This is a genomic window from Blastococcus sp. SYSU D01042, from assembly GCF_054050515.1.
This window is the reverse complement of the sequence record NZ_JBJGZM010000004.1, coordinates 333,885-347,292: the sequence shown is the minus strand read 5'-3', so window position 1 is coordinate 347,292 and position 13,408 is coordinate 333,885. Positions and strand designations below refer to the sequence as shown.

General features: G+C 76.0%; 15 protein-coding genes. 6 read left to right on the top strand and 9 right to left on the bottom strand.

Features of this window, described 5'->3' with window-relative positions:
• Positions 1–82: 82 nt before the first annotated feature.
• Together ACI79H_RS10560 and ACI79H_RS10555 are read left to right on the top strand one after the other, a co-directional pair.
• A complete protein-coding gene (locus ACI79H_RS10560; RefSeq protein WP_456554334.1) occupies positions 83–1,012 on the top strand; it encodes a hypothetical protein in 930 nt (309 codons plus the stop codon).
• 107 nt (positions 1,013–1,119) lie between these two features.
• On the top strand, positions 1,120–1,452 hold the full coding sequence (locus tag ACI79H_RS10555) for a hypothetical protein (protein ID WP_456554333.1): 333 nt from the start codon (positions 1,120–1,122) through the stop codon (positions 1,450–1,452).
• 18 nt (positions 1,453–1,470) lie between these two features.
• On the opposite strand, the gene ACI79H_RS10550 is transcribed toward ACI79H_RS10555, so the two are convergent.
• The 4 genes from ACI79H_RS10550 to ACI79H_RS10535 all read right to left on the bottom strand — a co-directional run bounded on the left by ACI79H_RS10550 (position 1,471) and on the right by ACI79H_RS10535 (position 3,977).
• Positions 1,471–2,442: an NADPH:quinone oxidoreductase family protein gene (locus ACI79H_RS10550; protein WP_456554332.1), complete on the bottom strand. Its 972-nt coding sequence runs from the start codon at positions 2,440–2,442 to the stop codon at positions 1,471–1,473.
• A gap of 65 nt (positions 2,443–2,507) precedes the next feature.
• A complete protein-coding gene (locus tag ACI79H_RS10545; RefSeq protein ID WP_456554331.1) occupies positions 2,508–3,368 on the bottom strand; it encodes a siderophore-interacting protein in 861 nt (286 codons plus the stop codon).
• A gap of 45 nt (positions 3,369–3,413) precedes the next feature.
• Positions 3,414–3,776: a DUF1330 domain-containing protein gene (locus ACI79H_RS10540; protein ID WP_456554330.1), complete on the bottom strand. Its 363-nt coding sequence runs from the start codon at positions 3,774–3,776 to the stop codon at positions 3,414–3,416.
• 9 nt (positions 3,777–3,785) lie between these two features.
• Positions 3,786–3,977 (bottom strand): hypothetical protein, encoded by a 192-nt coding sequence (locus tag ACI79H_RS10535; RefSeq protein WP_456554329.1) that lies wholly within the window; start codon positions 3,975–3,977, stop codon positions 3,786–3,788.
• Between the two features lie 77 nt (positions 3,978–4,054).
• Here ACI79H_RS10535 and ACI79H_RS10530 point away from each other — a divergent pair, with 77 nt between their 5' ends.
• Together ACI79H_RS10530 and ACI79H_RS10525 are read left to right on the top strand one after the other, a co-directional pair.
• Positions 4,055–5,692 (top strand): bifunctional 3'-5' exonuclease/DNA polymerase, encoded by a 1,638-nt coding sequence (locus ACI79H_RS10530; protein ID WP_456554328.1) that lies wholly within the window; start codon positions 4,055–4,057, stop codon positions 5,690–5,692.
• Between the two features lie 201 nt (positions 5,693–5,893).
• Entirely contained in the window at positions 5,894–6,715 is an 822-nt protein-coding gene (locus tag ACI79H_RS10525; RefSeq protein WP_456554327.1) for a sulfite exporter TauE/SafE family protein, read from the top strand.
• 10 nt (positions 6,716–6,725) lie between these two features.
• Here ACI79H_RS10525 and ACI79H_RS10520 read toward each other — a convergent pair whose 3' ends face one another.
• The 4 genes from ACI79H_RS10520 to ACI79H_RS10505 all read right to left on the bottom strand — a co-directional run bounded on the left by ACI79H_RS10520 (position 6,726) and on the right by ACI79H_RS10505 (position 10,676).
• Complete coding sequence (locus ACI79H_RS10520) at positions 6,726–7,292, bottom strand: hemerythrin domain-containing protein (protein ID WP_456554326.1); 567 nt, start codon at positions 7,290–7,292, stop codon at positions 6,726–6,728.
• Positions 7,293–7,375: 83 nt separating this feature from the next.
• Positions 7,376–7,654: a YciI-like protein gene (locus tag ACI79H_RS10515; RefSeq protein ID WP_456554325.1), complete on the bottom strand. Its 279-nt coding sequence runs from the start codon at positions 7,652–7,654 to the stop codon at positions 7,376–7,378.
• Between the two features lie 16 nt (positions 7,655–7,670).
• On the bottom strand, positions 7,671–9,482 hold the full coding sequence (locus ACI79H_RS10510; RefSeq protein ID WP_456554324.1) for a helicase-related protein: 1,812 nt from the start codon (positions 9,480–9,482) through the stop codon (positions 7,671–7,673).
• A gap of 144 nt (positions 9,483–9,626) precedes the next feature.
• Positions 9,627–10,676, bottom strand: coding sequence for a zinc-binding dehydrogenase (locus tag ACI79H_RS10505; RefSeq protein WP_456554323.1), 1,050 nt, complete (start codon positions 10,674–10,676; stop codon positions 9,627–9,629).
• Between the two features lie 127 nt (positions 10,677–10,803).
• Between ACI79H_RS10505 and ACI79H_RS10500 the strand changes: the two genes are divergently transcribed.
• On the top strand, positions 10,804–11,631 hold the full coding sequence (locus ACI79H_RS10500) for an acyl-CoA thioesterase (protein WP_456554322.1): 828 nt from the start codon (positions 10,804–10,806) through the stop codon (positions 11,629–11,631).
• A 22-nt stretch (positions 11,632–11,653) separates the two neighbouring features.
• Complete coding sequence (locus ACI79H_RS10495; RefSeq protein ID WP_456554321.1) at positions 11,654–12,385, top strand: dienelactone hydrolase family protein; 732 nt, start codon at positions 11,654–11,656, stop codon at positions 12,383–12,385.
• On the opposite strand, the gene ACI79H_RS10490 is transcribed toward ACI79H_RS10495, so the two are convergent.
• Positions 12,382–13,344, bottom strand: a complete 963-nt coding sequence (locus tag ACI79H_RS10490; RefSeq protein WP_456554320.1) for a YihY/virulence factor BrkB family protein — start codon at positions 13,342–13,344, stop codon at positions 12,382–12,384. The genes ACI79H_RS10495 and ACI79H_RS10490 overlap by 4 nt on opposite strands.
• Positions 13,345–13,408 lie beyond the last annotated feature (64 nt).

The following is a 13,408-nucleotide window of genomic DNA, read 5'->3' as shown; positions in this document are numbered from 1 at the left end:
CCGCAGACCGCACACCCGTCGCAGCCCCTCGTCGTCCCTGGTCGGACGCTGCTGCACGCATCCCCCCGGAGCACCCGCACCCATGCACCCCCGCACGCTCGTCTCCGGCCTGACCGGCCGGTTCTCCACCCCGTCCGCCGCCGGCCACCGCCGGCCCCCGGCCCGCACCCGCCGGCCGGCCGTCTACCTGGGCGTCGCCGCCACCGGCGCGGTCCTCGTCAGCGCGATCGCCGGCACCGGCCCGGCCGCGCAGGCCGAGCCGGTCGACGCGCAGTCGGTCAGCGTCGCCGCCCAGCTCGGGCTGGACGACGCCGCCGGACCGGTCGACGTGACCCAGGACCTCCAGTCGCTCACCGACCTCACCGCCAGCCGCAGCAGCCGCGAGGACGCCGAGGCCGCGGCCGCGTTCGCGCAGGCCGCCGCCGACCAGGCGGTCCTCGACCGGCAGCGGGCCGAGGCCGAGGCCGCCGCGGCCTTCGCGAAGGCGGCCGAGGAGGCCGCAGCAGCCCAGCGCGCGGCCGAGCAGGCCGCCGCGGAGCAGGCCGCCCAGGCCGCCCAGGCCGCGGCACGGGCGCGGGCCACCGCGCCGGCCCCCGCACCGAAGGCCCCGGCCGCGGCGGTCGCCGAGGCTGCGGGCTCCGTCGCCGCCACCGTCCGGGCGAAGATCAACAACACCGCCGGGCCGATCAACCCCCGGGCGCAGGCCGCCGCGGACAAGGTCGTCAGCAACGTGCCGGGCGCGGCGTCGATCACCCTGGGCGGCACCCGCGCCAGCGCTGCCGACCCGGGCGGGCACCCGTCCGGGCTCGCCGTCGACTACATGGTGATGAGCAACGGGGCGCTCGGCGACGCGATCGTGGCCTACCACGTCGCGCACTGGGACGAGCTCGGCGTGGAGTACGTCATCTGGAAGCAGCGGATGATGAGCTCGCCCGGCGTCTGGAAGCCCATGGAGAACCGCGGCAGCCCGACGGCCAACCACATGGACCACCCCCACGTGAACTACCGCTGACCGGGGTGGGGGGCGCTCCCGGGGCCGCGGCTACTGTCGACGGCCCCGGGCGGCGCCGCTCCGCCGCGCCCGCCCCGATCCCGGAGAGCCACCTGGAGGAACCCGCCGTGCCGACGACCGGTCGTGGACGGGGGAGCGACGAGGAGGAGTCGCCCGCGGCTCCGCCCATCCCTTCCTTCGCCTCGCTGCGCGCACCGCGCCGCAGCTCCCCGGCGATGGACGTCCTGGCGCCGCCCCCGGCCGCGCCCGAGCTGCCCCTGCCCCCCGTGCCGCCGCCGGTCCGGGAGCGGCCCGTGGGTGCAGGAGCGGTCCGGCCGCGGCCGGCCGAGTGGCCGGACCTGCTCCGGTTCGGGGTGCGGGTCGCCTCGGCCGCCCTGCGGCTGCCCGGCGTGCTGGTGCTCGAGCCCGCCCGCCGGCTGCGGCGCCTCCTGGGGGAGTAGCGCCGCAGCCCGGCGGGGTCAGCCGCGGACGCGGAGCAGGACCTTGCCGGCGGCCCGGCGCTCGTCGAGCTCGGTGACGGCGGCGACGACGTCCTCCAGCGGGTGCACCGAGCCCAGGACCGGGTCGAGCCGGCCGCTCTCGAGGAGCGGGTAGAGGTCCTCCCACTGCTCCTTCGGGAAGCCGGGAGCGCCCGTCGACCAGAACGCGCCCCAGCCGACGCCGACGACGGAGACGTTGTTGAGCAGCAGCCGGTTGACCTTGACCGTCGGGATCTCCCCGCCGGTGAAGCCGAGCACCAGGATCCGGCCCTCGCGGCCGAGGCTGCGCAGGGAGTCGGTGAACCGGTCGCCGCCGACCGGGTCGACGACCATGTCCACGCCGCGGCCGCCCGTCAGGTCCTTGACCGCGTCCCGGAAGCCCTCGGCCGGGACGACGTCGTCGGCGCCGGCCGCGCGGGCCACCTCGCCCTTGGCGTCGCTGGAGACGACGGCGAGCACGCGCGCGCCGTAGGCCTTGGCCAGCTGCACGGCCGCCGTGCCGAGGCCGCCGGCGGCACCGTGCACCAGCACGCTCTCGCCCTCGGAGAGCCGGCCGCGGCGGCGCAGCGCGAAGTGCATCGTCAGGTAGTTCATCGGCAGCGCGGCGCCCTGCTCGAAGCTCGTGCCGTCCGGCAGCGGGAACACCAGCGACGGCGGGGCGGCGACGACCTCGGCGAAGCCGCCCAGCGACGGGAAGGCCGCCACCCGCTGCCCGGCGCTGACGCCGCTGCCGTCGGGAGCGGAGCGCACCACGCCGGCCACCTCGCTGCCCGGGACGAAGGGCAGCGGGGGCTTCATCTGGTACTCGCCGCGGCTCTGCAGCACCTCGGGGTAGGTGACGCCGGCGACGTGCACGTCGATGAGGACCTTGTCCCCGGCCTCGGGCTCGGGGACGTCGACGACCTGGATCGCCCGGGGGCCGTCGAGGGTGGTGATCTGGGCGGCGCGCACGGGTCCTCCTGAGGTGGGGGTCGGGATGCCTCCGAGCTTGTCAGACCCGGTGCCGACCCCGCCGCTCAGGCGCCGGCCGGCGTCTCCTCCGCCTCGATCGAGGCGTTCCACTCCTGCTTGGTGGACTGCCAGCCGTCCTCGGTGTCGCCGCGCCGCCAGTAGCCCGAGATCGACGTCCACGCGGGGTCCAGGCCGACGAGCGCGCGCAGGTGCCGGCGCAGCTCGCGCACGGCGTAGGCCTCGCCGTGCACGAACAGGTGGCCGCGGCCGGCCGGGAGCTCGGTGGCCCGGACGGCGGCGACCAGCGCCTCGCCCGGGGCGGCGTCGCCGCGGTGCACCCACCGCAGCTCGGTGCCGGGCCGGGGGACGACGTCGGCCTGCTCCTCCTCGGGCCCCGCGACCTCGACGAAGGCCAGCGCGCGGGCGCCCTCGGGCAGCTCCTCGAGCGCGGCGGCGATCGCGGGGAGCGCCGCCTCGTCACCGGCCAGCAGGTGCCAGTCGGCGTCGGCCCGCGGGCGGTAGGCGCCACCGGGGCCCATGAACTGGATCCGGTCGCCGGGCTGCGCGGCGGCCGCCCAGGGGCCGGCCACGCCCGCGTCGCCGTGGTGCACGAAGTCGATGGTGAGCTCGCCGGCGTCGCCGTCCCAGGACCGCACCGTGTAGGTGCGGGTGACCGGCCACTGCTCCGGCGGCAGCTGCCCGCGGAGCTCCTCGACGTCGTAGGGCGCCGAGTAGCCGGCGCCGGCGGGCGGCAGCTGCAGCTTGACGTAGTGGTCGGTGAACTCGCCGCACGGGAGCCCGGCCATGCCCTCGCCGCCGAGGACGACGCGGACCACGTGCGGGGTCACGCGTGAGGTGCGCAGCACCTCGGCGACCCGCGCCGTCCGCGTGCGGGGTGGGCGGGCGGCCTGTCGTGCCTCGGTCATGCCCGCAACCGTAGTCCGGTGTCCCGGGCGCTACTTAGGGTGCCCTCACCAGGGGGTCGTGGCCTGCAGCACCGCCTCGGTCAGCGCGCGGGTGCGCAGCGCCGTGACCTGCTGGTACTCGGGGTCGGCGACCATCCGGCTGAACGCCTCCCGCGAGGGGTAGCGGATGCACAGCACGGCGTCCCACTCCTGGCCGGGCTCGGCGACCAGGGCGGTCGACCCCTCGCCGGCGTAGAGGATCTCGCCCCCGTAGCGGGGGAGGAACGTCGTGCGCAGCGCCTCGGCGTACTGCTCGTAGGACGCCCGCCCGTCCTCGGCGTACCGCAGCAGGTTGAGCATCACGACGGGACCGCCCGGGTCCTCCTGCAGGTACCGCTTCAGGTCCGTTCCGCGCGGGTCGACAGCCATGCCGGCACGCTAGCCGCCGGCCAGCCGCCGCACCGTCTGGACCACGTAGACGACCGACAGGACGAAGAAGGCCGCCCCGACCGCCGCCCGCACCTGGTCGTCGCTGACACCGGAGCGCCGCGCCACAGGAGCCGCCACGGCGTCGGCGACCCTCGCGCGCCAGCCCTGCAGACCGGCCTTGCCGAACGAGATGGCATCCATGCGACCGGCCCTACCCCGACGGCGCCTCGCTCAGCCGCCGCGCGCCGGCTGTCGGACCGGTCGAGGACACTGCCCGCGTGGAGCGGATCGTCCTGGTGCGGCGCGGCCGGGAGGTCGAGGTCCGGCAGCCGGCCGGGTCGACCCGGGTGCCCGCCGAGGAGCTCCCCGCCCTCGTCGCCGCGCGCGAGGCAGGCCCCGAGCCGGTGCGCTGGGTCTGGGACTGCACCACCCGCTGGTACCCGGAGCTGCTCGCCCGCGGGGTGCGGATCGCGCGCTGCACGGACCTGCGGCTGAGCCACGCGCTGCTGCGCCGGTCACCGGCCGTCGACCAGGCCCTCCTGGCGGACGAGGAGACACCCGGCTGGGACGCCCTCCAGCCGGTCACCGCCGTCGACACCGGGCTGTTCCCCCTGGCGGACCCCGCCGACCGGCTGGACGCCGTCGCCGAGGACGCGCGGCAGCAGGCGGCGCTCGCCGCGTCGGCCGAGCGCGGCCGGCTCGGCCTGCTGCTCGCCGCGGAGTCCTCCGGGTCGCTGGTCGCCGCGGAGATGACGCACACGGGCCTGCCGTGGCGGGCCGACGTCCACGACCGGCTGCTCACCGGGCTGCTGGGCCCGCGGCCGGCTGCCGGCCGGCGCCCGGCGGTGCTCGAGGGCCTGGCCGCGGAGGCGCGGGCAGCCCTGGGCGCCCCCGACCTGAACCCCGACTCGCCGGCCGACCTGCTGCGGGCGCTCCGGGGCGCCGGCCTCGAGGTCCCGGACACCCGCTCCTGGACCTTGGAGCAGCTGGTGCACCCGGCGCTGCCGGCGCTGCTGGAGTACCGCCGGCTCTCCCGGCTGATGACGGCCAACGGCTGGGCGTGGCTGGACGCGTGGGTGCGCGAGGGCCGGTTCCGGTCGTGGTTCGTGCCCGGTGGGGTCGTCACCGGCCGGTGGGCGTCGAACGGCGGCGGGGCGCTGTCGGTGCCGGTGCAGGTCCGGCCGGCGGCGGTCGCCGACGAGGGGTGGCGGTTCGTCGTGGCCGACGTCGCCCAGCTCGAGCCGCGGGTGCTGGCCGCGATGAGCGGCGACACGGCGATGGCCGAGGCGGCGCGCGGCACCGACCTGTACGAGGGCATCGTGGCGGCCGGGGTGGTCGCGACGCGGGCCGAGGCGAAGGTCGGGGTGCTCGGCGCGCTCTACGGCGGGACCCGCGGGGAGAGCGGCCGGATGATGCCGCGGCTGGCCCGTCGCTACCCGCGGGCGATCGGCCTGGTCGAGGAGGCGGCGCGGGCGGGGGAACGCGGCGAGGTGGTGCGCACGCTGCTCGGCCGCGGCTCGCCGTCGGCGGGGTGGGACCGCCCGGCCGACCTCGGCGAGCCCCCCGACGACGACGGCGGCTCCCGCGAGGACCGCGACCGGCGGCGCCGCGCCCGGGGGCGGTTCACCCGCAACTTCGTCGTCCAGGGGACGGCCGCCGAGTGGGCGCTGTGCTGGCTGGCCGACCTGCGCAACCGGCTGTGGCAGCTGGGGGAGGGCCGGCTGGCCGACCGGCCGCACCTGGTGTTCTTCCTGCACGACGAGGTGCTCGTGCACACCCCCGAGCACCTGGCGGACGACGTGGTCGGGGCGGTGCGCGGATCGGCGGCCGAGGCGGGCCGGCTGCTGTTCGGCGGGTTCCCGCTCGACTTCCCGTTGGACGTGTCGGTGGTCATGTCCTGGGCCGACGCGTCCTGAGCCGGGCGTTCAGGCGCCGGTGATCTCGCGCAGCGCCTCGTCGTCCCGGGCCGCCCGGGTCGCGGGGTGCGGCACTTGGAGCACGACGGGTCGGACCAGACCTCCACGCCGCCACCCCCAGGGCGGTGCGCAGGCCGCTCGAGCGCCGTGGTGGAGTGGCCCGCGGTGCCGCCGGGACGTCGGCGGGCCGGGAGGAGTGGGATGACCGACCTGCTCGCGGTGGACGTCCTGCCGGAGGGGCTCTCCACCGCGACCCTCGTGCTCGTGCTGCTCGCCGGGCTCACCGCGGGGTTCATCGACGCCGTCGTCGGCGGGGGCGGCCTGGTGCAGCTGCCGGCGCTGCTGCTGGTCCCGGGGATCAGCCCCGTCGAGGCGCTGGCGACGAACAAGCTCGGCTCGGTGTTCGGCACGACCACCAGCGCCGTCACCTACTACCGCCGCGTCCGGCCCGACCTGCGCACCGCGCTGCCGATGGCCGGGATCGCGCTGGTCGGCAGCTTCTGCGGCGCCTCGGTGGCCGCGCTGCTCCCGGCGAGCGTCTTCAAGCCGGTCATCGTCGTCGCGCTGGTCGGCATCGGGGCGTTCACCCTGCTGCGGCCCGCGCTCGGCGACGTCACCGCGCTGCGGCACTCCGGGCGCCGGCACCACGGGACGGCGGCGCTGATCGGCGCGGCCATCGGCTTCTACGACGGCATCCTGGGCCCGGGCACGGGGTCGTTCCTCGTCTTCGCGATGGTGTCGCTGCTCGGCTACGCGTTCCTCGAGGCAAGCGCCAAGGCCAAGATCGTCAACTGCGCCACCAACCTCGGCGCGCTGCTGTTCTTCGTGCCGCACGGCTACGTGTACTGGGGGCTGGGCCTGCTGCTGGGCGCCGCCAACACGGTGGGCGGCTACCTCGGCGCCCGCACGGCCACCGCCCGCGGCAGCCGGTTCATCCGCGTCGCGTTCCTCGTCGTCGTCAGCGCGCTGGTGCTGCGGGTCGGCTGGGACGTCTGGCAGGAGAACGTCCGCCCGCACCTGTGAGCGCGGCGGCTCAGAGCGAGTTGGGCCGCCCGGTCAGCTTGTCGCGCAGCTTGTCGACCAGCCCCACGCCGGGACCGAGCGTCTTGTGGAACAGCGCGCTGTGCGGGGCGCTGGGGTGCGGCCGCGTCGGTGCAGCCGCCATCGCCGCCTGCACCTTCGTCCCGATGCCGACCAGCTCCTCGCGGGAGAGGTGCGCGCGCAGCAGCGGGAACTGCTCGCCCTCCTCGTCCTGCACGTGGTCGCGCATGACCTCCTCGAGCCGCCCGAGCGTCGTGAGGAAGCGCGGCTCGCCCGGGTCGATGCCCTCCAGCTCCTTCATGACCTCGACGAGCTCCTGGTGCTCCTCGATGTCGTGCTCGACGCGGCGTTCGCCGTCGGGCAGGTGCTCCCGCATCGCGGGGTAGACGTGCATCTCCTCGGCGATCGCGTGCCGCATCAGCTCGGCGATCACCATGTCGGCCATGTCCCGGCGCTCGCCCTGGTCCGCCGACGGGATGCGGCCGATCAGCGCCAGCACCTCGTGGTGGTCGGTCGTGAGGATGTCGACGACGTCCCGGTCGCCCGTGCTCGTGGTCATCCCGTGCTCCTCGTCCGCCTGTCCGCTGCCGGGTGCGGACTACCCGTGCGGGCGCACGAGCACGCGTGCGGGCGGCGCGTCGGCTACGGCTGTCCGCCGACGACGACGTTCCACTCCCGGACGGTCCAGCCGGACACGAGCCCGTGGCGGACGTACGGGTCCTGCTCGGCGAAGCGCTCCACGACCTCGCGGGGTGCGGTCCACACGAGCAGCGCGCGGTCGTACGGGTCGGGCAGCGCGCCGGCGAGCAGCAGCTCACCCCGCTCGTGCGCCGCGCGCGCCAGCGCCAGGTGCTCCTCGCGCAGCGCCGCGCGCCGCTCCAGGTAGTCGGGGACGAGGGCGTACTCCAGCAGCAGGCGCATGCCACCCATCCTCGGGTCAGCCCCGGCGGGAGCGCCCGCGCGGTCCGCCCTGGCGCCCGCCGAGCGCGCGGCCGGCGGCCCGGCCCGCGGTCCGGCGGCCACCGGACGAGGGACGGCGGTCGCGGTCCCCGCCCGGGCGACCGGACGGCGCGCTGCACGGCCGGCAGGTGGTGAACCACGGGGCGATGGACGAGCCGCAGGAGGTGCAGGTCCCGGACCGGCCCAGCGCGATCGCGTCGGGGAGCAGCTCGGTGATCATCTCCGCGCACTCCTCCTCGACCCACGCGGCGTCGTCCCCGTCGAGCCCGGCGACGCCGGGGAACTGGCGCAGCAGGGTCTGGGCGTCGCGGGCCGCGGCGGCGGCCTGTTCGTACTCCTCGACCGACCCGCCGCGCGGGACGTCGGGCAGCACGGTCTCCGGGGGGACGGGGATGCCGACGGCGTGCTGGAGCGCGGCCTTGGCCAGCACCAGCCAGCGGGTGCGGCGGGGCGGGTTGTAGTCGATGGCCAGGTTGACCAGCCGCCAGACGGTCTCCAGGTCACCGGCCGCACCGAGCGGACCGCGCAGCAGCGGCAGCAGGGCGTGCACCCGCAGCACCAGGCTGGTCACGTCGTCGGCGGTCATCGCCTGGTCGCGGGTGGCGGCCCGCGCCCACGCCATCCAGCGCACCAGCGCCTCCGGCAGGTCGACGGCCTCCATGGCGCCGAGGTCCTCGAGCTCGGGCCGCAGCCGCGGCGCCCGCTTGGGCAGGTCGCTCATCTCGTCGCCGCGGGCCACGGCGGCGCCCTTGGCCACCAGCGCGCCCACCGGCTTGAGGCCGCTGACGCCGATGAGGATGCCCACCGTGCCGTGCCCGGTCAGGCCGTAGCGGCCGGCCCGGCCGGCGATCTGGGCGGCCTCCCAGGTGCGCAGCGGCCGCATCTCCTGGCCGTCGAACTTCGTCGTCTCGGCGAACAGCACGGTGGTGGCCGGCACGTTGATGCCGTGGCCGATCACGTCGGTGGTCACCAGCACGTCGAGCTCGCCGTCGGTGAACCGCTCGATGACCTCGCGCCGGGTGGCCGGGGGGAGGGCGCCGTAGAGCACGCCGACCTTGCCGGGCCGGTGCTGGTCGAGCTCGGCGGCCGCGGCGTAGACGGCCTTGCGGGAGAAGGCGACGACCAGGGTCTGCGGCCGGACGCCGTTCGGGCGCACCGGGGCGCGCAGCACGTCCAGGCGCGAGAGCCGCTTGTGGTTGACGACCTCGACGTGCTCGGCGTCGGACACCAGGGGCTTGAGCACCAGGTAGGCCTCGGCGGCGGAGATCAGGTGCATCGTCCGGTACTCGCCGGTCAGCAGCAGCCGCGCCCAGTGGTGCCCGCGGTCGGGGTCGGTGACCCAGTGCGCCTCGTCGAGCACCAGCATCTCGCCGCGCGGCGGAGCCTTCTCGACGGTGCAGCAGACGATCGGCGCGAACGGGTCGATCTCCTCCTCGCCGGTGGACAGGCCGACCGTGCCCTCGGGCAGCAGGGCGGAGAGCTTGGCGTACGCCTCGTGCGCCAGCTGCCGCAGCGGCGCGGCGTAGACGCCGGAGCCGGCCTCGGCCAGGGCCTGCAGCGACTCGTAGGTCTTGCCGGAGTTGGTGGGGCCGAGGTGGAAGACGACGTCCTCGGGCCGGGTCTCGCGGGTGGGCAGTGCGGGCTCGGCGCCCTCGACCCAGCTCTGCTGGGCCAGCTTCTCGGCGGCGGCTGCTGCCCGGTCGCCGTCCCGCGCGGCGCGCTCGCGCCCGGCGGAGCGCTCGCGGCGGCGGGCCGTCTGCGGGAAAGGGGTGGAGGTGGACTCGGGCAAGCAGGATTCCTTCGAGGATGCGTCAGGAGACAGGGGTCGACGCCGGCGCGGGCGGACCATCACCCTCCCCAACAGCGGGGAGGGCGCGTTCATGCCCGGCGCCGCACCCGCGCGGGAGTGCGGCGCCGGGCGACGGCCGGGGGATCAGGGCTGGACGAGGATCCGGATGGGGTTGCCGTCGCGCTCCTGCAGCCGGCGGATGCCCTCGCCGACGTCCTCCAGCGAGACGACGTCGGTGATCGAGCGGGACAGGTCGAGCCGGCCGGAGGCCACCAGGTCGGCGAGGATCGCGATGTCGGTGCCCTGGTAACCGAGGTGGCCCAGCGCCTGCTTCCGGGAGAGCCCGAAGCCCAGCGTCGAGCCCAGCGAGGCGTCCTCGCCGCTGAGCCCGACCACCACGACCCGGCCCCCGTTCGCGAGCATCGCCAGGCCCTGCTCGAAGGTGGCCTTGATCCCGACGGCGTCGAAGGCGACGTCGAGCATCTTCCCCCGGGTGGCCTCGGCGATCTTCGACTGCAGCTCCGGGTCCCGGGAGTCGAAGGCGAAGTCGGCGCCGAGCTCCAGCGCCCGCTGCCGCACGGGTTCCTCGAGGTCGAGGGCGATGATCGGGTTGGCGCCCACGAGGCGGGCCAGCTGCACGATGTGCGTGCCGACGCCGCCGACGCCCCAGACCCCCACCGCCTCGCCGATGCGCACCTGGCCGGTGTGCACGACGGCGCCGAAGGGCGTGGACACCGCGTCGGCGAGGATGGCGGCCTGGTCCATCGGCACGCCGTCGGGCACCTGGGTGAGGCCGAAGGCCCCGGCGACCGTGTACTCGGCCCACGCGCCGTCGTAGGCGAAGGCCATCAGCTGGATGCTCAGGCACTGCCCGACGGGCCCGCGCACGCAGTTGGCGCACGTGCCGCAGGGCCGCCCGGCGGCGGGGATGACCCGGTCGCCGACCGACCAGCCGGTGACGCCCTCCCCGAGGGCGGCGATGGTGCCCGACGCCTCGTGCCCCTGGGTGACGACGTCGGGGGTGCCCAGGCCGCCGAAGACGCCGTCGATCAGGCTGAGGTCGGAGTGGCAGATGCCGCAGTAGGCGACCTTGATCAGCACCTGACCGGGGCCCGGCTCCGGGATCGGGACGTCCTCCACCGCCCAGGTCCCGGTCGCCTTGTAGAACCGCTGGGCCCGCATCGTTCCCGTCATCGAGCACTGCCTCCTGTCGGCGGTGGCCGCCGGATCGTCCTGCCGCGTCCCCCGAGCCGGTGACGTCGGTCGCGCTCGGGCGACCGTATCGTCGCGGCGTCGATCCCACCCCGAACCTGGAGGTCCAGTGCCCAGCGAGCCCGGACGCGCGCCGCAGGAGGCCGAGCCGACCGTGCTCGACGTCCTGGACCTCGAGGAGATCGACCGGGACCTCTACCGCAGCACGCTGGTCTTCGCCGACCCCTTCCCGCTGTACGGCGGCCAGGTCGCGGCGCAGGCGCTGCTGGCGGCCGGGCTGACGGTCGCCGAGGGCCGGCTGCCGCACTCGCTGCACGGCTACTTCCTGCGCAGCGGCGACGCCGCCCGGCCGACGGTCTTCCGCGTCGAGCGCGACCGCGACGGCGGCTCGTTCTCCGCGCGCCGCGTGGTGGCGGTCCAGGGCGGCGAGGTCATCTTCAGCATGGCGGCGTCCTTCCACGCCGGCGGCGCCGGCCCGGACATCCCGGTGCAGGAGATGCCCGAGGTCGAGGGGCCCGACGGGCTGCGCAGCCACGGCATGCCGCGGTTGTTCACCATGGAGAGCCGCCGGCCCGGCCAGTCCGACGACGGCTGGCGGCTGCCCACCCGCTTCTGGTCCCGGACGACGGTGCCGCTGCCCGACGACCACCTGGTGCACGCCTGCGTGCTCACCTACCTCTCCGACATCGGCACGGGGCTGGCGAACATGCCGCAGGACGAGGCGAGCCCCGGCCCGACGCTGGACCACGCGGTCTGGTTCCACCGGCACGCGCCCCTGGACGAGTGGGTGCTCATGGACATGGAGCCGGGCACGGTCTCGGGTGGACGCGGCTGGTACACCGGTGCGATCTTCACCGCGGGCGGCACGCTGGCCGCCAGCTTCACGCAGGAGACCCTCTTCCGGGCGGGCAAGAACCCGTTCCGCCCGGGCAGCTGACCGACCACCGCTGGGAGCGCCCGTGCCCGACATCCTGATCCCCGGCGCCGCGAGCGCGCCGGAGCTGCGCGGCTACCTGGCGGTGCCGCCGGTGGGGGAGGGGCCCTGGCCGGCCGTCGTGGTCGTGCACGAGGCGCTCGGGCTGACCGACGACACGCGGCAGCAGGCCGACCGGCTCGCCGCCGCCGGCTACCTGGCCGTGGCGCCGGACCTGTTCACCGCCGGCGGCCTGCTGCGCTGCCTGCGGACGACGTTCCGGGCGATGCTCCGGGGCCAGGGCGCGGCCTTCGGCGACCTGGAGGCCACCCGGCGCTGGCTGGTCGAGCGGCCCGACACGACCGGGCGGGTCGGCGTGCTCGGCTTCTGCATGGGCGGCGGCTTCGCGCTGCTGGCGGCCACCCGTGGCTTCGACGTGGCCGCGCCCAACTACGGGGCCATCCCGGAGGACGCCGAGGAGGTGCTCGCCGGCGCGTGCCCCGTGGTGGCGAGCTACGGCAGGCGCGACCCGGTGTTCCGCGGTGCGGCCGAGGAGCTGGAGGGCGTCCTCACCCGGCTCGGGGTACCGCACGACGTCCACGAGTACCGGGACGCCGGGCACTCCTTCCTGAACCGGCACGACCTGGGGCCGTTCAGCGTGCTCGAGAAGGTGGCCGGGTTCGACTACCACCACCCCTCGGCCGAGCACGCCTGGACGCGGATCCTGCGGTTCCTCGACGCGCACCTGCGTGCCGAGCAGCCGGCCGCGCAGGCCTAGTCGGCTGCGCCCGGCGGCACGCTGTCGGCGACGACGGCGCCGCGCTCGCCCAGCGGGCGCTCGGGGCCCACGGTGGAGTCGCGGGCGGTCTGGCGCTCGCTCTCCGCGTTGACCGTGGCGCCGACGATGACCAGGAAGACGGTCAGCCACAGCCAGAACATGCTGATCGCCACGCCGCCCAGCGAGCCGTAGGTCGTCTCGTAGGACCCGAGGCTCTGCACGTACGCGAACAGGCCGACCGACGTCGCCAGCCACAGCGCCGTGGCGACGGCCGCGCCGACGCTGAGCCACCGCCAGCGCGCCTGCGTGCGGTCGGGCGCCACCCGGTAGAGGACGGCGAGCACGAGGGTGAGCAGCAGCGCCAGGGTCAGCCAGAGCAGGGCCGGCCGGAAGGGCTGCAACAGGTCGGGCAGCCGGTCGAGCTGCCCCGACAGCGCCCCCATGCCGGCGAGGACGCCGCCGATGACCAGCGCGCCCCCGAGCACGAACGCGACGGCCAGACCCGTTCGGCGCAGGAAGCCGCGGGTCTCGGTCTCGGAGTAGGCGAGGGTGAGCGCGTCGATGAGGTAGGTCGCCGCCGTCGTCGCCGTCACCAGCGCGGCCAGCAGGCCGGTGAGGCCGCGGAAGGTGAGCACCTGGGTGGACGCCGTCGTGATGGTCGTCAGCTGCTCGGCGACGAGCGGTTCGAGCTCGGGCGGCAGCACCTCCGCGATCGAGGAGAGCTGGTCCAGCGCCTGCTCGGGGGTGTTGACCGCGCCGTAGATCGACAGCGCCGTCACCAGCAGCGGCGCGATCGACAGGATCGCGAAGAACGAGACCGCGGCGGCCAGCGCCATCAGCCGGTCGTCGAGGACGTGCCGCGCCGCCCGCGCGAGCACCTGCCGCCAGCCCCGCAGCGGGATGCGGTGCGGGGCGTGCGCGTCGTGCCCCCGGGCGCGCTCGGGTCGCGCTCTCGCCATGGCGGTGGTGATGCCCGCCCGGCGGCGCCCTCACGCGGCGCGGGAGCGGGGACCGGCGCGCTCC

Coding starts and splice junctions, on each gene's coding strand:
- ACI79H_RS10560 (WP_456554334.1), top strand. CDS start 83: ATGCACCCCCGCACGCTCGTCTCCGGCCTGACCGGCCGGTTCTCCACC.
- ACI79H_RS10545 (WP_456554331.1), bottom strand. CDS start 3,368: ATGACCGAGGCACGACAGGCCGCCCGCCCACCCCGCACGCGGACGGCG.
- ACI79H_RS10540 (WP_456554330.1), bottom strand. CDS start 3,776: ATGGCTGTCGACCCGCGCGGAACGGACCTGAAGCGGTACCTGCAGGAG.
- ACI79H_RS10535 (WP_456554329.1), bottom strand. CDS start 3,977: ATGGATGCCATCTCGTTCGGCAAGGCCGGTCTGCAGGGCTGGCGCGCG.
- ACI79H_RS10525 (WP_456554327.1), top strand. CDS start 5,894: ATGACCGACCTGCTCGCGGTGGACGTCCTGCCGGAGGGGCTCTCCACC.
- ACI79H_RS10520 (WP_456554326.1), bottom strand. CDS start 7,292: ATGACCACGAGCACGGGCGACCGGGACGTCGTCGACATCCTCACGACC.
- ACI79H_RS10515 (WP_456554325.1), bottom strand. CDS start 7,654: ATGCGCCTGCTGCTGGAGTACGCCCTCGTCCCCGACTACCTGGAGCGG.
- ACI79H_RS10505 (WP_456554323.1), bottom strand. CDS start 10,676: ATGACGGGAACGATGCGGGCCCAGCGGTTCTACAAGGCGACCGGGACC.
- ACI79H_RS10490 (WP_456554320.1), bottom strand. CDS start 13,344: ATGGCGAGAGCGCGACCCGAGCGCGCCCGGGGGCACGACGCGCACGCC.